The sequence below is a fragment of the Sulfitobacter sp. D7 genome, assembly GCF_003611275.1.
GTDB classification, from domain to species: domain Bacteria; phylum Pseudomonadota; class Alphaproteobacteria; order Rhodobacterales; family Rhodobacteraceae; genus Sulfitobacter; species Sulfitobacter profundi.
In genome coordinates, this window is record NZ_CP020694.1 from 1,512,457 (window position 1) to 1,534,079 (window position 21,623).

A 21,623-nucleotide genomic window follows, 5' to 3' on the forward strand; every position below is an offset into this window, starting at 1 on the left:
GATATGATGGAAAAGACCCGCCTCAGAGTAATGGGGCGGGTCATTCTCATGCGAAATTCTCCAATCCTGAAGGACTGACATGGACTGGCTGACAGAAAACAAGATCCCCGTGGCCGATGTGGCCGAAGACGCGCTGGATTGGTTGCAAACGAACGGGGCGTGGTTCTTTGACGGGCTGTCGGACCTGATGGAACGGCTGATCGACGCGATCCTCTGGGTGCTGCAAACCCCGCACCCGCTGATCCTCATCGCCGTGTTTGCCGCGATCACATGGGGCATTCAACGCAATTGGAAGACCGTGGCCTTTGTGGTGCTGGGCTTCCTGTTCATCCTCAACCAAGACTACTGGGAAGAGACGATGGAGAGCCTGACGCTGGTGCTCTCGGCCTGTGTGGTCTGTATGGGTGTGGGCGTGCCGATTGGCATCGCCGTGGCGCATCGGCCCCGGCTGTATGCTTGGGTGGCCCCGGTTTTGGACCTGATGCAGACGCTGCCGACCTTCGTCTATCTGATCCCCGCAATTGTCTTTTTCGGTATCGGCATGGTGCCGGGCCTGATCGCCACGGTGATCTTTGTTCTGCCCGCGCCGATCCGGCTGACGCAATTGGGCATCTCTTCGACGCCCAAGGCGCTGCTTGAGGCCGCGCAGGCCTTTGGTGCCAAGCCGCGCCAGACCCTGTGGAAGATCGAACTGCCCTATGCGCTGCCGCAGATCATGACGGGTCTGAACCAGACCATCATGCTGTCGCTGTCGATGGTGGTGATCGCCGCACTTGTCGGGGCAGATGGGTTGGGCGTGCCTGTGGTGCGTGCCTTGAACCAAGTGAACACAGGCTTGGGATTTGAATCCGGGTTGGTGATCGTCGTCGTGGCGATCATGCTTGACCGTATCCTGCGGGTGGGACGGAAATGAATAAAGCAGTAGAATTCGACAATGTATCCATCGTCTTTGGCGACAAGCCTGAAAAGGCTTTGCCGCTGATGGACGAAGGCCAAAGCCGTGCCGAGATTGAAGCGGCGACCGGGCAGGTGCTGGGCGTGCATGATTGCTCACTCACCGTCGAGAATGGCGAGATCCTTGTGCTGATGGGTCTTTCGGGCTCGGGCAAATCGACGCTTTTGCGCGCGGTGAATGGGCTTAACCCGATGGTGCGCGGCACGGTGCATGTGCATGACGAAAACTGGTCTTGTGACATCCACGCCAGCAATGCCGCAGAGCTGCGCCGCGTGCGCCGTGAATGCGTGTCGATGGTGTTTCAGCAGTTCGGCCTACTGCCATGGCGCACGGTGCGCGACAATGTGGCGCTTGGGTTGGAACTGTCGAATGTCCCCAAGACCGAGCGGCTGGAACGGGCCGAGCGGCAGTTGAAACTGGTGAGCCTCAGCGATTGGGCCGACCGCAAGGTGGGCGAGCTTTCGGGCGGGATGCAGCAGCGTGTGGGGCTTGCCCGCGCCTTTGCCACCGAAGCGCCGATTTTGCTGATGGATGAGCCATTCTCTGCGCTCGACCCGTTGATCCGCACGCGGCTGCAAGATGAACTGCTGGACCTGCAGCGCGAGCTGAACCGCACGATCATCTTCGTGAGCCATGACCTTGACGAAGCCTTCAAGCTGGGCGGGCGCATCGCCATCATGGAAGGCGGGCGGATTGTGCAGATCGGCACGCCGCGTGAAATCTTCTCGAACCCCGCCTCGGACTATGTGGCGGAGTTTGTGGCCAATATGAACCCGCTGGAGGTTCTGACCGCGCGCGACGTGATGGGCGTGGTTGACGGCGCTCCGACGCAGGGCGAAACCACGGCAGAGACCCCGGTGCGTGCGTTGATGGAGCGGCTGCGCGGGGCGGATGCGGCGATGGCGGTGATGGAAGACGGCACGCAGATCGGGACGGTCACGGCGCATAGCATCGTGGACCGGCTCAAGGCCTAGGCCGGGATCTGACAAAACGCAAAAGGCGCCGCCCGGCTTGGCTGGGCGGCGCCTTTTGCTATTGAAAGCGGTGGTTATGTGGCCGCTGCGGTGCCCAAGGTCTTTAGGATCGGACAGTCGGGTCGATCATCCCCGGCGCAGTCGCGGACCAGCGTGCTCAGCGTGTCGCGCATTTCTTGCAGGCCGCTGATCTTGGCCTCGATCTGCGCCAGATGCTCTTTGGCGATGGCCCGCACGTCGGCACTGGCACGGTTTTTGTCCTCCCAAAGAGCCAGCAGGTTGCGGCAATCCTCAATGCTGAAACCCAAGGTTCTGGCGCGGCCTAAAAAGGCGAGCTTGTGCATCTCGCTTTCGCGAAAGGCGCGATAGCCGTTGGCATCCCGCAGCGGTTTGACCAATCCGATATCTTCGTAATAGCGGATGGTTTTCGGCGGCAGGCCCGTATGTTGTGAGACTTCTCCGATGTTCATGGTGCGCTCCTATTCTGCGGCCACGGGGGCGGTGGCCCGGGGGCCGTGTGAGGGGGTTGCGTTTTCTGCCAAGGGGGCGGCAATCCAGCGCAGGCGCAGGGCATTGCTGAGGACAAAAACGCTCGACAGGGCCATCGCTCCGGCGGCCAGAGCGGGCGACAGAAGCCAGCCGGTCAGCGGATAGAATGCACCCGCGGCGACCGGGATCAGCAGCACGTTGTAGCCAAAGGCCCAAAAGAGGTTCTGTCGGATATTCGCCATGCTGCGCTGGCTCACGTCGATGGCATTGACCACGCCGCGCAGGTCCCCGGACATCAGCACCACATCTGCGGCTTCGATCGCCACATCGGTGCCGGTGCCGATGGCGAGCCCGACATCGGCCTGGGCGAGGGCGGGGGCGTCATTGATGCCGTCGCCCACGAAAGCGATGCGGTTGTCGCCCTCTCTGAGCTTGTCGATGGCGGCCACTTTGCCGTCTGGCAGCACTTCGGCGATGACCCAATCGATGCCCAGTTGCGCCGCGATGGCGTCTGCCGTGACCCGGTTGTCGCCAGTGATCATCGCCACGTTGAGATTGAGGTCATGCAGCCGCGCGATGGCTTCCGGCGTGCCGGGTTTGATCGGGTCGGCCACGGCGATCACCGCCGCCAGCTGACCGTCTAGCGCGGCGTAGAGCGGGGTTTTCCCGGCCTTTGCCAACTCCGCCGCGATCCGCCCGGTGTCGCCCAGATCGATCCCGTCGCGGGTCATAAGGCGGTCCGCACCCAATGTGACCCGGCGGCCCATGACCGTCGCGCTGACGCCAAAACCAGTGTGGGATTGGAAATCGCTGACCTCGCCCGGTATTGGGCCCGCAGCTTCTGCACGCCGCAGGATGGCTTGGGCGATGGGATGTTCCGAGCGCGCCTCGACCGCGCCGATCAGGGGCAGTAACTCATCCTCGGGCAGGTCGTTCATCATCACCAGATCGGTCAGTTCGGGCGTGCCCTTGGTCAGCGTGCCGGTCTTGTCCAAAGCGACAGTCTTGACGCTTTGCAGGCTTTGCAAGGCATCGCCTTGCCGGAACAGGACGCCCAGTTGCGCCGCGCGCCCGGTGCCGACCATGATTGAGGTCGGCGTGGCCAGACCCATGGCGCAGGGGCAGGCGATGATCAGTACCGCTACCGCCGCCACCAAAGCGTGGCTAAGCGATGGGCCAAAGGCAAGCCAGACCCCAAAGGTCACCAGCGCCACGGCGATCACCACCGGGACGAACCACAGGGTGATGCGGTTGACCAAGTCCTGAATGGGCAGCTTTGCGCCTTGGGCCTCTTCGACCATGCGGATGATCTGCGCCAATACAGTGTCACCGCCCACTTTGGTGGCGCGGTAGGTCAGGCTGCCGGTGCCGTTGACCGTGCCGCCGACAACCTCCGTTCCTTTGGCCTTTTCCACCGGCACAGGCTCGCCGGTGATCATGCTTTCGTCGACATAGGATTGCCCGTCGACGACGACGCCATCGGTGGCGATCTTCTCGCCCGGGCGGAGGTAGATGATATCGCCCGCGACGATCTTGTCCAACGGCAACTCAACGACTGTGCCATCCCGCTCGACCCTTGCGCTGCTGGCGCGCAGGCCCATAAGCTTGGTAATCGCGGCCCCGGTTTGCCCCTTGGCGCGTGCCTCAAGGTAGCGGCCCAGCAAGATCAGCGTCACGATCACGGCGGCTGCTTCGAAATAGACCACGCGGCTGCCCTCGGGCAGGGCCCCCGGCGCAAAGAGCGCGGTGACCGAAAAGAGCCATGCCGCCCCCGATCCAAGCGCCACGAGAGAGTTCATATCCGGCGCGCCTTTCGCCAAAGCGCGAAGCCCCTTGCTATAGAAATGCCGCCCCGGCCACGCCAGCACGAGGGTGGTGAGGATGAACTGAATGAACCAGCTTGTCTCCCTCCCGATGGTGGCCGCGATCCAATGGTGGAATGCAGGGATCAGGTGGCCGCCCATCTCCAGCACGAAGACCGGGAGGGTGAGCGCCGCCGCCAACAGGGTCATCCGTTTGAGATGGGAGACTTCCGCTTCTTTGCGCGCTGTCGCATCAGGGCTGCCTGCCGCGGGCGCATCGACTGTCGCAGGATAGCCGGCCTGCGCCGCCGCATCGCGCAGGGCAGGCAACAGATCGGCATCCTCCAAGCTCTCGACCGTCGCCTCTTCGCTGGCAAGGTTCACCGAGGCCGAGATCACACCAGGCACCGCCAAAAGCGCCCGTTCCACACGGCCCACGCAGGAGGCGCAGCTCATGTTGGATAGCCGCAGGCGGTGGGTGGTCTTGCGCGGGGGGTAGCCCGCCTGCACCAGAGCCGCATCTATCTTTGCCGCGTCAAAACCCGGTTCTGTCGTCACCCGCACATTCTCTGCCGCTAGGTTCACCCGTGCCTCGTGCAGCCCATCCAGCGCGTTCAGCGCTTTCTCCACACGTCCGACACAAGACGCGCAACTCATGTTTTGCACGCCAAAAGTGAGTGTATCTGCTTTGCCCATTTCACGTCCTCTATCCGTCATATGCCGAATATGGGGCTTCCAGTCGCTGGAGGGTCAAGGGGGGATTTTGAAAAAATGAGCAAGGGGCCGAGGGGGAGGCGAATCACGGTTAACAGCAGGCCGAAGCGGGGCAGGGGCTGGGGCCGTTTTGGGGAGCGGCTAAGGCGTAGCGGTATATGCGAAGGTAGTATCGGCGCCTAGTCTTCTGCCACCTGTCTGACCGGAAGCATATCTTAATACCTTTCTGCGTAAGTCCTCCCAACCCGCTTCGTCGCTAAGCTGTTTTAAAGGTTCATTGCTAGGCTGCTTTAAAAGATTGTGAGCAAAGATATGCATTTTTATTTTCATTTTCTCGGCTTGTTCGTGGCGCAGGGTTTGCGCTCTCTCTCCGCTTGGGGCGGGCGGGAGACAGGGCTGCGGGTGATCTCGAAGGCGCTCTTTTCGCTGCTTCCGTTCGCCTTGCTGACCAAGGTCGCCGTGGCCCAGCAGTTGATCCTAAATCCTGTCGCCGCCCCCACTGTGGTCGGGGCGGGCATTGGTGAGCGGGCCTTGTGGCGCAACGCGGGCACGGTTGGCGGGGTGACGGTCGATATTGTTGGTGAGATGATCTTTACGGGTCGGGATCATGTTTTCGCCACTGGCAACGGGCAGATCCAGATCACCTCGACCGGACAAGACCCTCATTTCATGGATTTCTTCCTCTATGAGGCAGGCACCCATAACATCTCGACCAACACGGGCGGCGTGCCGGTGGTGGCGGATGTCTTTTTTCAGATCAATGACATTGATGGGCCGCTGAATGAGCAGGTCTATGTAAATATTTGCGACGGGACGGTCGAATATGTTCGGATTGACCGCAGTGCGACCACCTATCGCGGCTATATCGAAGGGCCGGACGCGAACCTCGGGACAGAGGTGTTCTATCTCGCTGGGGATCGCAATTATAGCAACCAGCCGGTATCGGGTTTGGAAATCTTCTACCCGCAGACCTCGACCTTTCGCTTTGGCCGGACCGCCAACAACGGCTTCCTCGTCCGGCTTGCTAATCCAACCTATGACGAAGCGCAGACCTATGACCTGAAATGTGGTGACTTCAAAGCACCGGTTCTGCAGGACGACGTGAAAGAGCAGGTGCTGAGCGAGCCTGTGGTGGTGAACATCCTGTTCAATGACAGCGTCGCGACCGAAAATAACAATGCGCCCGCCAATAATTCCGGGCAGCCCAGCGAATATTCCAAACAGGCCATCGATCTGATCCCGCCCGCCGGGGCGCAGAATATCGTGACCGATTCCGAAGGCCATCGGGTGGGTTTCGATGTCTTGGGAGAGGGCACGTGGAGCTATGATGATCTGACCGGAGAGTTGACCTTTACCCCCTTCGTGGCCTTTTTTGCCGCGCCGACGCCGATCGGCTACCGCTATCAATCGCCCATCATCCTGCCCAATGAGCCGCGGGCCTATTCGGCCCCGGCGCAGGTCTCGATCGATGTGGGCTCTGTCGGTCTGCTGAAACTTGCGCAATTGGTCGATGCCAACCTGAACGGCTATGCCGACCCGGGAGAGACGATCGCCTATGTCTTTACCGCTGAGAACTTTGGCAATGTCGATCTGACCAATGTGCAGCTTGCCGAAACGCAGTTCAGCGGCAAAGGCGTGCCGCCCGTGATCACCTTTCAGGCCGCGACATCGCTGTCGCCCGAAGGCACGCTCTTGGTTGGCGAAAAGGCCGTCTATACGGCGACCTACACATTGGTGCCCGAAGATTTGGACACCACGATCAGCAACCAAGCGGAGGTCACTGCCGAGACGCCGGGCGGGACGGTTGTCTCGGACCTGTCGGATTCCGAAAATCCCGGCGACGGGGATGGTGTCGCGTCCAACGGGCCAGGCGAGGGGCGCGATGACCCCACGACGATCTACGCAGGCTCCGGCCCCGACCGGGGCGATGCGCCGGTCACCTATGGCGATCCGCAGCACGCGGATACCGCGCAATACTGGATCGGCGCGCTCAACGGTGATGGCGACGGGTCGGCACAGCATTCCGTCGATGGCACGGGCGATGACCTCGACGGCAAGGATGACGAGGACGAAGAGAGCTTTCCCCAACTCTACGGCGATCTGACCCGCACCGTAACCGTGGTGGTGAACGAGCCCACGCCCGGCACCGGATATTTGCAGGCCTTTGTCGATTTCGGCGGCGATGGCCTCTTTCTTGGCGATCAGGTCGCGACCGATATCCAAGACGGCGGGGCGCAGGATCTCGATGGGCTGGTGAATGGTGAAATTTCATTCCCCGTCAGCGTGCCGGTCACGGCGGTGCTGACCCCGACTTTCGTCCGACTGCGCTGGTCCTCAACGCCTGGGCTGGACGCGATCACCCCCGCCCCCGATGGGGAAGTCGAAGACTATGGCATTACCATCAGAACACCGCCCGACGCCGACCGCGGCGATGCCCCTGCCAGCTATGGCGATCCGCAGCATATCATCGAAGGCCCCGGCGCGCCGGAGGTCTATCTGGGCAGCACAGCGCCCGATATCGATCTTTTGGCGCAGAACTCCATCGGGGCCACGGGCGACGATACCGATGGGTCGGATGACGAAGACGGGGTGACCTTGCCACAGTTCTATCGCGGCGGGTTGGCCGAGATCACAGTGGCGGTCAGCGATCTGGCCGGAGCGCCGGGGTCTTCTTATCTTCAAGCCTTCATCGATTTTGATGGCGACGGCACCTTTAACCAAGCCGGAGAGCAGGTCGCGCTGAACCTGCAAGACGGCGGTCTGCTGGATAAGGATGGTCTGACCAATGGGACAATCCTTTTCGAGGTGGCGGTGCCCGCAGGGGCGACCACATTGCCCACCTACGCCCGTTTTCGCTGGTCGACGGACAGCACCGGCCTTGCCACTGCTTTCGAAGGGGAGGTGGAAGACTACACGCTGACCATCTCCAGCGATCCGCCACCGCTGGTCTGCGATGCCTCGCTCTATGCCATCGTCGACAGACCTTCTACACTGGTGCGTATGACCTTCCGCGATAGCGGCGGCAGCTACGCCACGACGGTTGAGGCTTCTGGCAGCACCGGGCAGAACCGCGATGGCGCTTGGGGCTACAACGCGCTGGATGGCTATATCTATGGCGTGGAGCAGAACACCCGCAGGCTCTACCGGATTGATGGGGCTGGCGACATCACGGATTTCGGCAACATCCCCGGCGCGGACGATGCGCTGAACGCCGGGGATATTCTACCCAATGGGCGACTGATCTACGAAGTTGACCCAAATACATGGCAGATCGTTGATCTGACCAACCCTGCTGCACCGATTGTATTGGGTGACATCGCACTCACCATCGGAGTCAATGCGGAAGACCTCGCCTTTAATCCCGTCGACGGCATCATGTATGGGATCGACAGGAACTCGGGCTTTTTGTTTCGCGCGGCGGTCAACAACGGCACACCGGGGAGCGTGACACCGCAGGCGATTGGCCCTGCCGTCTATGCGGGCGAGTTCGATGCGCTGTGGTTTGACCGTGATGGCAGGCTCTATGGCTATTCCAACACCACCAACAATCTTTTCGTGATTTCGACGGCGACGGGTGTGCCGCAGCTGGTTTCCGGCATTCCCTTTGACGAAGGCGGGCGCAGCGATGGCGTCTCCTGTCGGGGGCCAGCACCGATCCCGCTGGGGGGCATTTCGGGCAACATCTATGAGGACGCGGATGCATCGGACGTGAAGGACAATGGGGAGACCAATTTCGGGGCGGGCGTGGGCATCTCGGTCTTTGCCGACAATGGCACCCCGGCCAATACCGCCGATGATATCTTTCTTGTCACAACGGATACATTGGCCGATGGCACCTATGCGGTGGGTGACCTGATGGTGAACACGACCTACCGCGTCGCGCTGGATGAGGCGGACCCTGATCTGCCCTCGGGGCTGACCATCGGCACCTCTAACCCGCTGATTGGCGTCCCGGTTTCCGGCAATAGCGTGACCAGTGACCAAGACTTCGGGTTCGATCCGGCGGGCAGTGATCTTGAACTCAGCAAAATCGCCGCCGCGACCGGGACGACGACGCCGATCACAAATGTCTCGGAAGGGGACACGATTGATTGGATCATTACGATCACCAATGTCAGCGGCGGCTCGCCCTCGGGCGTCAAGGTGATTGACCAAATACCAAGCGGCTTTGCCTATGTCTCGGACGATGCGCCCGCGACCGGGGATACCTATGACCCCGATACCGGGTTGTGGTTCGTGGATGAACTGCTCAGCGGGGCGAGCGAGACCCTGACCATCACCACCACGGTGCTTGGCAGCGGTGATTTCACCAACCAGGCCGAGATCATCTATAGCTCGCTGCCCGATCCCGACAGCGATCCCAATACGGGGCCGTTGACCGATGACCTGTTCGACCAGCTGCCCGATGACGACGAAGCGTCCTATTCCGTGAACCTTGTGACAGGTGAGCGGATCCTGACGGGCCGTGTCTTCATCGACAATGGGGCGGGCGGCGGCACCGCGCATGACGCGCTGCGCAATGGCAGCGAAGAAGGGGCGTCTTCGGCGGTGTTGGAGATCCTCGACAGTGGCGGCGCGGTGCTGGCCACCCCCGGGCTGGCGACGGATGGCACGTGGAGCTATGGGCTCTCCGGCGCCTATAGCGGTCCGATCACGATCCGTGCGATCCCGGCCAATAACTACCGCGCGATTTCCGAAGCCGCGGCAGGTCTGCCCGACCTGGTGAACGCCAACCCCCATGACGGTGAATTTACCTTCACCCCTGAGGCTTTCGGCAATCGCATGGGACTGGATATCGGCCTGTTGCAACTGCCCAGCCTGACCAACGACCAAACCACGACGGTCGCTCAGGGGCAGGTCGCGACCCTGCCGCATATCTATACCGCAACCTCCGAAGGGCAGGTGACCTTCTCCTACGCCGGTGCCACCTCGACCCCAACCGGCGCGTTCAGCGCGGCACTTTTCCAAGACATCGGCTGTGACGACAGTGTCGATGGGCCGATCACCGGTCCCATCGCGGTCACGACGGGGCAAACCGTCTGTATCGTCTCGCGGGTTTCTGCCGGGTCTGGCGCTGGGCAGGGCAGTACCTATGTCTATCAGGTGCTGGCGGCCACGGCCTTTGCGCGCACCACGGTGACCAGTTCGGCCAGCAACACCGACGAAGTCTCGGTCGGGGGGCAATCGACCCAGATCGAGCTGCGCAAAACGGTGGAGAATGAGACCCAAGGCACCGGTGAAGGGACCATCAACCTTGGCGGTGTGAATGATATCCTGCTTTACCGAATATACCTGCGCAACAATGCGACCACCCAGGCATCAAACGTCAAGATTTACGACATGACCCCACCCTATACGGAGCTGTCGGAATCCATCGTCGATCCGCAACAGGTCTCACCCAACCTCAGTTGTGATTTGGTGCGGCCAGCAAGCAACCTGGCAGGCTATGCCGGGGCGATCGAGTGGAACTGCACCGGGCAGATGTTGCCGGGTGAGACCGGGGCAGTGCAGTTCAGGGTTGGCATTCAATAGGCCGCGGGCCCAGCGGCAAGGCTCATGCCGGGGCGCCGCGATGCTCCGGCGTTTCGGCCTTTTCCGCTCGGCCTTTTCCGCCCGGTCTTTCCCGCCGGGGCTTTTCCCGCCGGGGCCTTACTCCGCTCAGGCCTTAATCCGCGTCGCACGCCAACCGCAGACCCATCATCTGCCAACGTTGATGCGGATAGAAAAACGTTCGGTAGCTCGGGCGCAACTGCTGCTTTGGCGTGGCGCAAGATCCGCCGCGCAGCACGCGCTGGTTGACCATGAACTTGCCATTGTATTCGCCCAAGGCACCCTCAGGCGGGCGGAAACCGGGGTAGGGTGCAAAGTCAGAGGCGGTCCACTCCCAGACATCGCCCCAAATGCCATTGCCGGGCAGGGGGCGTAGGGCGCCGATGGCATCGGCATCGCCCATCAGATTGCCGTTGATCGGCAAATCGCGAAAGGCAACTTCATGCTCGGCTTCGGTGGGCAAACGGCCCCCGGCCCAACGGGCAAAGGCTTCGGCCTCATAATAGCTGACGTGGACCACCGGCGCATCAAGCGCGACAGGCTGCGGCCCGCGCAGGGAAAAGGTCCACCATGTGCCATCCTGCTGCCACCAGTAGAGCGGATGCGCCCATGCTTCGCGCTGCGCTACGGCATGGCCTTCCATCAGCCATAGCCGCGCGTCGCTGTACCCGCCGTCCTCCATGAAAGCAATCCATTCGCGGTTGGTCACCGGACGGTCGGCAATCTCAAAGGGATCGAGCCAGACCTTGTGGCGCGGCCCTTCGCAATCATAGGCAAAGCCGCCCCCCTCATGGCCAATCTCAACAAGACCGCCCCTGTAGCGGCTGAAGTTGAGCGGCATTTCGTCGGTGACCGCCAGCGGCTCGGGGTCTTTGTAGGTGGGCAGCAAAGGGTTAAAACTCAGCCCGTGGAGCAGGTCGGTGATCAACAGCTCTTGATGCTGCATCTCATGGTGGCAGCCCAGTTCAACCAGTTGAGCGATCTCATCGGCATCGTCGCGGCTGGCGTTCATCAGATCGTTCAGGCTGTTCTCCACATGATCGCGATAGGCCCCCACCGCAGCGCCATCGGGGCGCGAGACCAATCCGCGTTTGTCACGCGCATGACGCGGTCCAGCCTGCACATAGTAGGAGTTGAACAGCACCGCGAAACGGTCATCGGGCGAGCGATAGTCAGCGACCCGGGGTTTGATGATGAACTCCTCAAAGAACCACGTCGTATGGGCCAGATGCCATTTCACCGGAGAGGCATCCTCCATGCTTTGCAGCATCATGTCTTCGGGACAAAGCGGCGCTGCCAAAGCCTGCGTCCGGCTGCGGGTGGTGGCGAAAAGGCTCAAGGCCTCATCAGGGGACATCGGCTGGGGTTTGGCGTTCATTTCGGGCGCTCCTTTGATGGTCCGCAGACAGGGTCCACTATGGGCAAATTTAAGGCCGCCGCGTAGATTTCAAGCGATAACAGATGCTCACCATTTGGTATGGGCCGCTTTGGCGGCGCCGTGAGCCCGCTATCGCTTGCCTTCCCGCGTGGAGCCTGCAATCCGTTGCGTAAGCAAAACAGGCCCCCTGCCGCCACGTACAACCGCCCAAAGGACCACCCCATGACCCAGTTCTGCCTGACCGTGACTTGCCCCTCGAAACGGGGGATCGTCGCCGCCATCGCCAATTACATCGCCGAAACCGGGTGCAATATCACCGACAGCGCGCAGTTCGACGACACGGAGAACGGCCAGTTTTTCATGCGCATCAGCGCAGAGGCGGAAACCGGGGCCACGCTTGAGAGCCTGCGCGACGGGTTTGATGCGGTCGCAGAACCCTTTGGCATGACCTATGATTTCCACGACCAAGACACCACGATGAAGGTCGTGGTCATGGTCTCTCGCTTTGGCCATTGTCTGAACGATCTGCTCTACCGGGTGCGGATCGGCGCCCTCCCGATTAAGATCGTCGCCGTGATTTCGAACCACATGGACTATCAAAAGGTGGTGGCGAACCATGACATTCCGTTTCACTGCATCAAGGTAACCAAGGACAACAAGCCGCAGGCAGAGGCGCGGATCATGGAGGTGGTAGAGGATACCGGCGCGGAACTGGTCGTGCTGGCGCGCTACATGCAGATCCTGTCGGATGCAATGTGTCAGAAAATGTCGGGCCGGATCATCAACATCCACCACTCTTTCCTGCCGTCTTTCAAGGGGGCGAACCCCTATAAACAGGCCTATGAGCGGGGCGTGAAATTGATCGGTGCCACGTCGCATTACGTCACCGCCGATTTGGACGAAGGGCCGATTATCGAACAGGATACCGTGCGGGTCACCCATGCGCAAAGCGCCTCTGACTATGTGTCGCTGGGCCGTGACGTTGAGGCCAGCGTCCTGGCGCGGGCGATCCACGCCCATGCCCATCAACGGGTCTTTCTGAACGGGAATAAAACCGTGGTCTTTCCGGCATCGCCGGGCAGCTACAGTTCCAAGCTGATGGGGTAAGCGCCACGGCCCCGCGTTCGCCGAAACTGGTGTGATCGCGGGGCCTTGGGGGCGAGCAATGCGCACAGGCATCCGTAAACCGCGGGCGGCAGGTATCGGATCAGCGTGAGGATAAGTGTTTCATCTGGCGGGAAAAGTGGTGCCCCCACACGGACTCGAACCGCGGACCTACTGATTACAAATCAGTTGCTCTACCAGCTGAGCTATAGGGGCACTGAGGGCTCATTTAGAGAAATGGCGCGGGGGGTGCAAGAGGGGAAATGAGAGTTTCTTTCGGATTTTACACGCGGCGCGGGACGGGCTATTCATCGCCAAGATTTTCAAGGTTGAGCGGAGTATCATGCAGCTCGTTTTGCACACAGGTGTTCATTTCACGGAAGACGAGCGGCTGCTGAAATGCCTGCTGCGCAATCAGGATGATTTTGCCAAAACCGGCGTCAAAGTGCCCGGGCCCAGCACCTATCGCAATCTGTTTCGCGATACGCTCAACGCGATGCACAAGGCAGAGCCTTCTGAGGTGGCGCGGGATGTTCTGCTTGATGCGATTCTCGATGAGGACGCAGCCAGCCGAGTGATCCTGTCGGATGCGAACTTCTTTCGCTCGCCGGCCACGGCGTTGCAAGAGGGGGTGCTCTATCCCGCGGCCGCCGTTCGGATGTTGCGCATGGCGCAACTGTTTCCCGAGGACGAGATTCGCATCTTTATGGCGATCCGAAACCCCGCGTCGCTGGTGCCGGTGCTCTATGACAAAGCGGCGGACAAGACTTCGGCGGCCTTCTGGGGGGAGCGGGGGCCGGAAGACCTGCGCTGGTCTGAGACGATTGCCCAATTGCGCGAAGCGGCGCCGGGCATTCCGATCACGGTCTGGTGCAACGAAGACACGCCGCTGATCTGGGCGCAGATCATCCGCGAGATGGCCGGATTGGAGCCGGAGACCAAGATCAAAGGCGGCTTTGATCTTCTGCACGCCATCATGTCCGAAGAAGGGATGCGACGGTTCCGCAGCTATCTCGACACCCATCCAGAGATGTCCGAGGCGCAGAAACGGCGTGTGATCACGGCGTTTCTCGATAAATACGCGCTGGAAGAAGAGATCGAAGAAGAACTCGACATGCCCGGCTGGACCGAGGAATTGGTCGAGCGGATGACGGCGCTTTATGACGCGGATGTCGAAGTCATCCGCGTCATGCCGGGCGTCAGCCTGATCGCGCCTTAAGTGCCAGCGGCGGCCAATTCGGTGATCACATCATAGGCCTTGGCCACATCCTCGGCCGTGGCGGTGAAGGCACCTGCCTGAAAGCGGATCACCAATGCCCCGTCGATACGGGTCTGAGTCAAGTAAATGCGGCCATCGTCGTTGATGCGATTGAGCAGGTCTTGGTTATGCGCATCAAGGTCTGCGGTCGCGAGGTGGCGGAAGGTGAAGAGCGAGAGCATCGGCTGGGTAACGACCTCAAAACCCTCAGTCGCCTCCAGCCGCGCGGCCAAATCCTGTGCCCATGTCACATGGTTTCGGATCATTTCGCGCAGCCCTTCCAGCCCATGGGCGCGGATCAGAAACCATAGTTTCAGGGCGCGAAAGCGGCGGCCCAGTGGGACCGACCATTCGGAATAGTTCACGATCCCATCCGCGCCGTGGGTTTTCAGGTATTCCGGCTGGATCGCCAAAGTCCTGACCAAATCGTCGGGATTGCGCAGAAAATGTGTGGTGCAATCAAACTGCGCGCCGAGCCATTTATGCGGGTTCATGACCACGGAATCGGCCCGCTCGACCCCGGCCCAGAGGCTGCGGAACTCAGGGCAGATCATCGCCGATCCGGCCCAAGCGGCATCAACATGGGTATAAAGCCCCTCGGCCTCGGCCACATCCATCACGGCGGCGATATCATCGCTGGCCCCCGCGCTGGTGCCGCCGGTGCAGGCGATGATGCCCGCGGGCTGATGCCCCGCCGCGCGGTCGGCGGCGATGGCGGCGCGCAAGGCATCGGCATCCATCGCGCGGGTTGGGCCGTGGGTAGGGATGCGCACAAGGTTCTCTTCGCCCAGCCCCGCAATCCAAATGGCGCGGTCGACCGAGGTGTGTACCTCTGCCGAGCAATAGACCCGCAGGCGCGGCTGGCCCGACAGACCTGCCTTGTTGCCCTGCCAATCCAATGCCCGCTCACGCATCGTCAGCACGGCGCAAAGCGTGGCGGAACTGGCGCTGTCTTGGATCACGCCGGTGAACCCATCGGGCAGACCGATCGCTTGGCGCATCCAATCGCAGACGCGGGTTTCCAGCTCTGTCGCCGCCGGAGAGGTCTGCCACAGCATGCACTGCGCTGCGATGGCAGAGACGAAATATTCCGCCAGCACCGAGACAGGCGCGGCATTGGCCGGGAAATACGCAAAGAACCGGGGGTGCTGCCAATGGGTCATGCCGGGCAGGATGGTTTGTTCGAAATCGTCGAAAATCGCCTGCATCGCCTCGGCCCCCTCGGGCGGCGCATCGGGCAGGGCAGAGAGCACCGCGCCGGGGGCGACCTGTGCGCGGACGGGTTCATTGCGCAGGCCCGCGTGGTAGTCTGCGGCCCAATCGGCCGCACGGCGGCCCCACTGGCGGAAATCCTCCCAGTTCATCCGCGGCTCCTTTGGCCTATAATCTTGGTTGTCATACGTGATCTGTGCCCCATGTTGTTGTATTGTCTCACTGTTGTTCCGCGCGGCTTGGCCTCTTCAAGAATGATGCCGCAGCGGTTATGGTGATCGTCACGCCCTTTTGGGCGCTCTTTGACTTGGTAAGTAGCGATCAGGAAACCGTCAAGAATGGCCACAATGCCCCCCCTGCGCCGCACTGCCCGCTCCCTTCCGATTGCGCTTTTGCGCGCGCGGGAAAGGGTGATGGGGCCGATCCGGGAAATCCTGAACGAAAGCGGCATCTCGGAACAGAAGTTTCGCGTTCTGCGCGTGGTCGAGGAATCCGGCCCGATGGAGCAGACAGCGCTGGCGCAGCAAGCCTGTTTGTTGCTGCCGAGCCTGACCCGCATGCTGCGCGCGATGGAGCAAGAAGGTCTGCTAAGCCGTGCCAGTGACCCCGACGACGGGCGCAAATCTATCGTCACGATCACCGATCAGGGCCAGCAGGTGCTGCAAGACCACGCGGGCGACGCCGCCGCGCTGTTTTCGGATTTCGAAGCCCGTTTCGGCAAGCAGCGAATGGAAGACCTGCTGGATATGCTCGAAGACCTCGTTAATCTGGACATGCAGAAAAAGACTGACGGGCCAAAGAAAGACTGACGCGTAGGGGGGGTTAGCCCCCCTTTGCTGCCCGCCGCACCGCGCAAATTCCGGCCAGCGCCATGCGGCTGCCCTCGGCCTCTGTCGCCGGGGCACCCTGCTGGGTCAGGGCCCGCAGGTAAAGCTGCGCCGCGCCGCCTGTGCCGATCACCGCCAGCGTTTGCCCCAGCCAATAGGCCCGCGCCGCCGCAAGTTCCGCGCCGATCAGCGTGCCAGCCAACCGCGCCTCTGCCGTGGGCGGCGGGATATCGTTCAAAGCCAGATCAGCCCGGATGGAGGCCAAACGCCCCGCCAGCCGCTCGGGCCGCGACAGCCCATCGCTGAGCGCATCGTCAAAGGCCGTGTCGTCCAGCGCCGTGCCCTCGGCTGGGGTGCCGTCGCCCAAAAGGTCCAGCAATTCCCCGGTCAGGAAAGTCTGAAAGCTCACCACTTCGCCCGCGCTGATCTGCGCCCAGACCGAAGTCGCGCCTGGCAAGCAGATCACCCCGTCCCAGTCTTTGTTGAGGCTCAGAAAGCCCGCGATCCGTGTCTCGGCCCCTCGTAGCAGCCCGCTGGGGCTTTGCTGCCGCAGGGCGGGGATGACCTGAAGGTCGAAGTTATCCGTGGGGAGAGGCGTCGCACCTTCGGCAGTGGCGGTGCAGGGCACCATGCGGGGCGCGGCGTCGGTCCAGCCTACGGGCAGGCCCGCCACGAAGACCGGCAAACGCGGCAATTGCCACGGCGCGGTGAGTGTCTTGAGCGTGGCGTCAAAGGCCGAAGCGCTGGTCAGGCCCGCCGGGTCGCACTCCGCCGTGGCGGTCTCAAGCGCCGATCCGCCCTGCATCGCCCAGACCTGCAACCGCGCGTCTTCGACCTCAACCGCCAGCCAGTCTGCTTTGCTTACATCGGTCATCGCACCGCCTCTCGTCGTGAATTTCCGTCTGGCATAGGCCCTGTGGGCTGCGGGTTCAATGCGTCTGATGCCCTGTCAGCCGTGAGACTGCCCGATTACTTCAAGCCTAAAATATTTATCCTTGAACGAAAAAGCGACTCAGCCTAGGCTCCGTTCCAAAGCGAACCAGAGGGGAATTTCGATGCGTGCAATCTGTCTTGGCGGCGGTCCTGCGGGGCTGTACTTCGCGATTTCGCTGAAACTGCGCCAGCCCGAGGCCGATGTGACGGTGCTGGAACGCAACCGCGCCGATGATACCTTCGGCTGGGGCGTTGTGCTGTCGGATGAAACGCTGGATAATCTTGAGGTTAACGACCCCGTCTCGGCACGCGAAATCCGCAGCCATTTCGCCTATTGGGACGATATCGCCCTGCACCACAAGGGCAACGTGATCCACAGCACCGGCCATGGTTTCTGCGGTATTGGGCGCAAGCGGCTGCTGCTGATCTTGCAAGAGCGGGCGCGCGCGTTGGGCGTGAACCTGCAGTTCGAGACCGAGGTCAAGGATGCCTCCGAATACATGGATGACTACGATCTGGTGGTCGCCTCCGACGGTCTGAACTCCAGAACCCGGATGGAATTCGAAGAAACCTTTAAACCAGACATCGACGTGCGCCGCTGCCCCTTCGTCTGGCTCGGCACGCATCAGAAATTCGACAACGCTTTTACCTTCATCTTTGAAAAGACAGACAAAGGCTGGATCTGGGTCCACGCCTATCAGTTCGACAAAGACACGGCGACTTTCATCGTCGAATGTAGCCAAGACACCTTTGACGCCTATGGATTTGGTGAAAAGACCCAAGAAGAGACCATCGCGATCTGCGAAGAGATCTTCAAGGACCACCTCGACGGCCACAAACTGATGACCAACGCCAGCCACATCCGCGGCTCGGCTTGGATCAAGTTCCCCCGCGTGCTTTGCGAAAAGTGGAGCCACGAGAATGTCGTGCTTCTGGGCGATGCCTCGGCCACGGCGCATTTCTCGATCGGGTCGGGGACGAAACTGGCGCTGGAGTCTGCGATCTCGCTGGCGAAACATGTCAGCGACGACAAAGACCTGACCACGGCGTTCGAGAAATACGAAGAAGCCCGCCGCCTTGAAGTGCTGCGTCTGCAATCGGCGGCGCGCAACTCGGTTGAATGGTTTGAGGATGTTGAGCGTTACCTTGATCTCGACCCGGTGCAGTTGAACTATTCCATGCTGACCCGCAGCCAGCGGATCAGCCACGAAAACCTGCGCGAGCGTGACCCCAAGTGGCTGGAAGGAGCCGAGAAATGGTTCCTCGACCAGGCGGGTGCCGACAGCAATGGCCCCGTCCGCGCGCCGATGTTCGCGCCATTCCAACTGCGTGACATGAAGCTTGAAAACCGCATCGTCGTCTCGCCGATGGCGCAGTACAAGGCCGTCGACGGCTGCCCAACCGACTGGCATTTCGTGCATTACGCCGAACGCGCCAAGGGCGGGGCCGGGCTGGTCTACACCGAGATGACCTGCGTCTCGCCCGAGGGCCGCATCACGCCGGGCTGTCCGGGCCTTTATGCACCCGAGCACGAGGCCGCGTGGATGCGCCTGACCGATTTCGTTCATGCCGAAACCGAGGCGAAGATTTGCTGCCAGATTGGCCACTCGGGCCGCAAGGGCTCCACCCAACTGGGTTGGGAAGAGATGGACGCGCCGCTCAAGGCGGGCAACTGGGACATCATCTCGGCTTCCGCGATCCCGTGGTCGGAAAATAATGCCCTGCCCAAAGCGGCGACACGCGCAGACATGGACGCGATCCGCGACGAATTCGTCGAAGCCACCCGCATGGCCGAGCGCGCCAACTTCGACATGGTCGAACTGCATGCCGCGCACGGCTATCTGATCTCGTCCTTCATCTCGCCGCTGTCGAACCAGCGCGAGGATGCCTATGGCGGCAGTCTTGAAAACCGCATGCGCTACCCGCTTGAGGTCTTCAAAGCGATGCGCAACGCTTGGCCCGAAGGCAAGCCGATGGCGGTGCGCATCTCGGCCAACGACTGGGTCGAAGAAGACGGCGTGACCCCCGACGAAGCCGTTGAAATCGCCCGTATGTTCAGCGACGCGGGGGCCGATATCATCGACGTCTCGGCAGGCCAGACCTCGAAACAGGCCAAGCCCGTCTATGGCCGCATGTTCCAGACCCCGTTCAGCGACCGCATCCGCAACGATGGCGGCATCAAGACCATGGCCGTGGGCAACATCTATGAGGCCGACCACGTCAACTCGATCCTGATGGCGGGGCGTGCCGATCTGGTCTGCCTTGCCCGGCCACATCTGGCCGATCCCTATTGGACCTTGCACGCCGCCGCCGCCATCGGCGACCGCCACGCCGCTTGGCCGCTGCCTTACGGCCCGGGCCGCGATCAGGCATGGCGTCTGGCAGACCGCGCGGCGGAGATGGAGAAAGTATGAGCCATATCGTCATCACCGGCGGCGGCACCGGCGTAGGGGCCGAGATCGCCCATACGGTGGCCGGGACCGGCGCCAAGGTCACGATCATGGGCCGCCGCGAAGCACCCCTGCGCGAGCAGGGCCTGCCGTTTCAGACCTGCGACGTGACCGATGCGGATGCCGTACAAGCGGCCTTTGCCGCCGCCCGCGCGGAAAATGGCCCGATCACCGGCGTCATCGCCAATGCGGGGGCGGCGCATTCCGCACCTTTCCACAAGATCACAGCGCAGGACATGAGTGATATGATGGCGGTGAACGTTACCGGCGTCTTTAACGTCTGGCAGGCCGCGCTGTCGGAGATGAAAGACGCCGGGCAGGGGCGTTTGATCGCCGTGGCCTCCACCGCGGGGCTCAAGGGCTATCCTTACGTTGCGGGCTATGTCGCGGCGAAACATGGGGTCGTCGGTCTGACCCGCGCGCTGGCGTTGGAACTGGCGCGCACCGGCATCACCGTGAACGCAATATGCCCGGGCTTCATCGACACGCCGCTCTTGGAACGCTCGGTCGAGAATATCACGGCGACCACCGGCAAAAGCGCCGAGGAGGCCCGCGCCTTGCTGAAACGCGCAAGCCCGCAGAACCGCTTTGTCGAAACCTCCGAGGTCGCAGGTGCTGTGCTCTACCTGCTGTCGGGCGCCGCGGCTTCGGTCAACGGCCACGCGCTGGCGCTATCGGGGGGCGAAGTATGAGCGACGTGGCCAAGGATCGCGTGCGCCTCTGGCTGCGGCTGCTGAAAGTCGTGCGGGGGTTGGAGCAAGAGTTACGCGATACGCTGCGGCGTGAGCATAACACGACGCTGCCGCGGTTCGACGTAATGTCGGCCCTCTCGCGCCATCCCGAAGGGCTGAAGATGAGCCAGCTTTCGGGCGTGCTGCGCGTGTCCAACGGCAATGTCACCGGCATCGCCGATCGTCTGAGCGAGGAGGGGCTGGTCGAACGCATCCCGGTCCCCGGCGACCGCCGCGCGATGATGCTGCGCTTGACCCCCGCGGGCACGGCGCAATTCGCCCGCCAAGCGCAGGCGCATGAAGACTGGATCAACGAAAAACTGCGCGGAATCTCCTCCGAGGAAGCCCGCGCCATGGCGGCCCGCTTGCAGGCTTTCGCCGCCCAAACGGAAGAAAAGGAAAAAGCCAATGCGCAGTGATGTGACGCATTTCCAATGTGAAATCAAAGACCGGATCGCCACCGTGCGGCTTGACCGGCCTGACCGCAAGAACCCGCTGACCTTCGACAGCTACGCCGAGCTGCGCGACTGGTTCCGCGATCTGGTCTATGCCGATGATGTCGATGTGGTGATCTTCGGCTCCAATGGCGGTAACTTTAGCTCTGGCGGAGATGTGCATGATATCATTGGTCCGTTGACCCGCATGAACATGAAGGAACTGCTGCGTTTCACCCGTATGACCGGCGATTTGGTCAAGGCCATCGTGAACTGTGGCAAGCCGGTCATTGCCGCCGTCGATGGTGTCTGCGTGGGCGCGGGCGCGATCATCGCCATGGCCTCGGACCTGCGGCTGGCAACGGCAGAGGCCAAGACCGCCTTTTTGTTCACCCGCGTGGGCCTTGCGGGCTGCGACATGGGCGCCTGCGCGATCCTGCCGCGCATCATCGGCCAGACACGGGCGGCCGAACTGCTCTACACCGGGCGCGCCATGTCTGCCGAAGAAGGGGAACGCTGGGGTTTCTACAACCGGCTGGTGACAGGTGAGACGCTGGAAGATGAGGCGCTTAAACTGGCGCAGAAAATCCAAGCCGGCCCGAATTTCGCGCATATGATGACCAAGACGATGCTGGCCCAAGAATGGGCGATGTCCATCGAACAAGCGATCGAAGCCGAGGCGCAAGCACAGGCGATCTGCATGCAAACGGGCGATTTTGAACGCGCCTACAACGCTTTCGTCGCCAAGGAACGCCCGGTCTTCGAAGGGGACTGAGATACGAATAGCCAAAAGATAAACACGCGGGGAGGCG

General features: G+C 61.7%; 15 protein-coding genes and 1 tRNA gene. 10 read left to right on the plus strand and 6 right to left on the minus strand.

Annotated features, from left to right (window positions below; translation table 11 throughout):
• Window positions 1-79: 79 nt before the first annotated feature.
• Together choW and choV are read left to right on the plus strand one after the other, a co-directional pair.
• On the plus strand, window positions 80-913 hold the full coding sequence (gene choW, locus B5M07_RS07325; protein ID WP_067626912.1) for a choline ABC transporter permease subunit: 834 nt from the start codon (window positions 80-82) through the stop codon (window positions 911-913).
• Entirely contained in the window at window positions 910-1,929 is a 1,020-nt protein-coding gene (gene choV / locus B5M07_RS07330) for a choline ABC transporter ATP-binding protein (RefSeq protein ID WP_120350817.1), read from the plus strand. The genes choW and choV overlap by 4 nt, the downstream gene beginning before the upstream one ends.
• Window positions 1,930-2,003: 74 nt before the next feature.
• Here choV and cueR read toward each other — a convergent pair whose 3' ends face one another.
• Complete coding sequence (gene cueR, locus B5M07_RS07335; RefSeq protein ID WP_120350818.1) at window positions 2,004-2,399, minus strand: Cu(I)-responsive transcriptional regulator; 396 nt, start codon at window positions 2,397-2,399, stop codon at window positions 2,004-2,006.
• Between the two features lie 9 nt (window positions 2,400-2,408).
• Window positions 2,409-4,916 (minus strand): heavy metal translocating P-type ATPase, encoded by a 2,508-nt coding sequence (locus tag B5M07_RS07340; protein WP_120350819.1) that lies wholly within the window; start codon window positions 4,914-4,916, stop codon window positions 2,409-2,411.
• A gap of 330 nt (window positions 4,917-5,246) precedes the next feature.
• Here B5M07_RS07340 and B5M07_RS07345 point away from each other — a divergent pair, with 330 nt between their 5' ends.
• Complete coding sequence (locus tag B5M07_RS07345; RefSeq protein WP_120350820.1) at window positions 5,247-10,466, plus strand: DUF11 domain-containing protein; 5,220 nt, start codon at window positions 5,247-5,249, stop codon at window positions 10,464-10,466.
• 133 nt (window positions 10,467-10,599) lie between these two features.
• On the opposite strand, the gene egtB is transcribed toward B5M07_RS07345, so the two are convergent.
• Window positions 10,600-11,862, minus strand: a complete 1,263-nt coding sequence (gene egtB / locus B5M07_RS07350) for an ergothioneine biosynthesis protein EgtB (RefSeq protein WP_120350821.1) — start codon at window positions 11,860-11,862, stop codon at window positions 10,600-10,602.
• A 222-nt stretch (window positions 11,863-12,084) separates the two neighbouring features.
• Between egtB and purU the strand changes: the two genes are divergently transcribed.
• Window positions 12,085-12,969, plus strand: a complete 885-nt coding sequence (gene purU, locus B5M07_RS07355) for a formyltetrahydrofolate deformylase (protein WP_120350822.1) — start codon at window positions 12,085-12,087, stop codon at window positions 12,967-12,969.
• A 137-nt stretch (window positions 12,970-13,106) separates the two neighbouring features.
• Here the strand turns inward: purU and B5M07_RS07360 are convergent.
• Window positions 13,107-13,182: transfer RNA gene (locus B5M07_RS07360), tRNA-Thr, on the minus strand.
• A 127-nt stretch (window positions 13,183-13,309) separates the two neighbouring features.
• On the opposite strand from B5M07_RS07360, the gene B5M07_RS07365 reads away from it, so the two are divergent.
• Window positions 13,310-14,185: a hypothetical protein gene (locus B5M07_RS07365; protein ID WP_120350823.1), complete on the plus strand. Its 876-nt coding sequence runs from the start codon at window positions 13,310-13,312 to the stop codon at window positions 14,183-14,185.
• On the opposite strand, the gene B5M07_RS07370 is transcribed toward B5M07_RS07365, so the two are convergent.
• On the minus strand, window positions 14,182-15,588 hold the full coding sequence (locus tag B5M07_RS07370; RefSeq protein WP_120350824.1) for a pyridoxal phosphate-dependent decarboxylase family protein: 1,407 nt from the start codon (window positions 15,586-15,588) through the stop codon (window positions 14,182-14,184). The two genes, B5M07_RS07365 and B5M07_RS07370, sit on opposite strands and share 4 nt — an antisense overlap.
• A 186-nt stretch (window positions 15,589-15,774) precedes the next feature.
• Between B5M07_RS07370 and hpaR the strand changes: the two genes are divergently transcribed.
• Window positions 15,775-16,245 carry a homoprotocatechuate degradation operon regulator HpaR gene (hpaR, locus tag B5M07_RS07375; protein WP_236627358.1) on the plus strand — a complete coding sequence of 157 codons (471 nt, stop codon included), beginning with the start codon at window positions 15,775-15,777 and terminating at the stop codon, window positions 16,243-16,245.
• Between the two features lie 13 nt (window positions 16,246-16,258).
• Here the strand turns inward: hpaR and B5M07_RS07380 are convergent, their stop codons facing one another.
• Window positions 16,259-17,137, minus strand: a complete 879-nt coding sequence (locus tag B5M07_RS07380) for a 2-dehydro-3-deoxygalactonokinase (RefSeq protein WP_120350825.1) — start codon at window positions 17,135-17,137, stop codon at window positions 16,259-16,261.
• A gap of 181 nt (window positions 17,138-17,318) precedes the next feature.
• On the opposite strand from B5M07_RS07380, the gene B5M07_RS07385 reads away from it, so the two are divergent.
• The 4 genes from B5M07_RS07385 to B5M07_RS07400 are packed head-to-tail and all read left to right on the plus strand — an operon-like array spanning window position 17,319 to window position 21,586.
• Window positions 17,319-19,610 carry a bifunctional salicylyl-CoA 5-hydroxylase/oxidoreductase gene (locus B5M07_RS07385; RefSeq protein ID WP_120350826.1) on the plus strand — a complete coding sequence of 764 codons (2,292 nt, stop codon included), beginning with the start codon at window positions 17,319-17,321 and terminating at the stop codon, window positions 19,608-19,610.
• The gene (locus tag B5M07_RS07390) at window positions 19,607-20,338 is read left to right on the plus strand and encodes an SDR family NAD(P)-dependent oxidoreductase (protein ID WP_120350827.1); all 732 of its coding nucleotides are present in this window, start codon (window positions 19,607-19,609) and stop codon (window positions 20,336-20,338) included. The genes B5M07_RS07385 and B5M07_RS07390 overlap by 4 nt, the downstream gene beginning before the upstream one ends.
• On the plus strand, window positions 20,335-20,796 hold the full coding sequence (locus B5M07_RS07395; protein ID WP_067627975.1) for a MarR family winged helix-turn-helix transcriptional regulator: 462 nt from the start codon (window positions 20,335-20,337) through the stop codon (window positions 20,794-20,796). Before B5M07_RS07390 ends, B5M07_RS07395 begins: the two co-directional genes overlap by 4 nt.
• The gene (locus tag B5M07_RS07400; protein ID WP_120350828.1) at window positions 20,786-21,586 is read left to right on the plus strand and encodes an enoyl-CoA hydratase family protein; all 801 of its coding nucleotides are present in this window, start codon (window positions 20,786-20,788) and stop codon (window positions 21,584-21,586) included. The genes B5M07_RS07395 and B5M07_RS07400 overlap by 11 nt, the downstream gene beginning before the upstream one ends.
• The last annotated feature ends 37 nt before the right edge of the window (window positions 21,587-21,623 follow it).

What these genes read in the sequence shown, in the direction of transcription:
- choW (WP_067626912.1), top strand. Translation starts at nt 80, where the DNA reads ATGGACTGGCTGACAGAAAACAAGATCCCCGTGGCCGATGTGGCCGAA.
- choV (WP_120350817.1), top strand. Translation starts at nt 910, where the DNA reads ATGAATAAAGCAGTAGAATTCGACAATGTATCCATCGTCTTTGGCGAC.
- cueR (WP_120350818.1), bottom strand. Translation starts at nt 2,399, where the DNA reads ATGAACATCGGAGAAGTCTCACAACATACGGGCCTGCCGCCGAAAACC.
- B5M07_RS07340 (WP_120350819.1), bottom strand. Translation starts at nt 4,916, where the DNA reads ATGGGCAAAGCAGATACACTCACTTTTGGCGTGCAAAACATGAGTTGC.
- B5M07_RS07345 (WP_120350820.1), top strand. Translation starts at nt 5,247, where the DNA reads ATGCATTTTTATTTTCATTTTCTCGGCTTGTTCGTGGCGCAGGGTTTG.
- egtB (WP_120350821.1), bottom strand. Translation starts at nt 11,862, where the DNA reads ATGAACGCCAAACCCCAGCCGATGTCCCCTGATGAGGCCTTGAGCCTT.
- purU (WP_120350822.1), top strand. Translation starts at nt 12,085, where the DNA reads ATGACCCAGTTCTGCCTGACCGTGACTTGCCCCTCGAAACGGGGGATC.
- B5M07_RS07365 (WP_120350823.1), top strand. Translation starts at nt 13,310, where the DNA reads ATGCAGCTCGTTTTGCACACAGGTGTTCATTTCACGGAAGACGAGCGG.
- B5M07_RS07370 (WP_120350824.1), bottom strand. Translation starts at nt 15,588, where the DNA reads ATGAACTGGGAGGATTTCCGCCAGTGGGGCCGCCGTGCGGCCGATTGG.
- hpaR (WP_236627358.1), top strand. Translation starts at nt 15,775, where the DNA reads ATGGCCACAATGCCCCCCCTGCGCCGCACTGCCCGCTCCCTTCCGATT.
- B5M07_RS07380 (WP_120350825.1), bottom strand. Translation starts at nt 17,137, where the DNA reads ATGACCGATGTAAGCAAAGCAGACTGGCTGGCGGTTGAGGTCGAAGAC.
- B5M07_RS07385 (WP_120350826.1), top strand. Translation starts at nt 17,319, where the DNA reads ATGCGTGCAATCTGTCTTGGCGGCGGTCCTGCGGGGCTGTACTTCGCG.
- B5M07_RS07390 (WP_120350827.1), top strand. Translation starts at nt 19,607, where the DNA reads ATGAGCCATATCGTCATCACCGGCGGCGGCACCGGCGTAGGGGCCGAG.
- B5M07_RS07395 (WP_067627975.1), top strand. Translation starts at nt 20,335, where the DNA reads ATGAGCGACGTGGCCAAGGATCGCGTGCGCCTCTGGCTGCGGCTGCTG.
- B5M07_RS07400 (WP_120350828.1), top strand. Translation starts at nt 20,786, where the DNA reads ATGCGCAGTGATGTGACGCATTTCCAATGTGAAATCAAAGACCGGATC.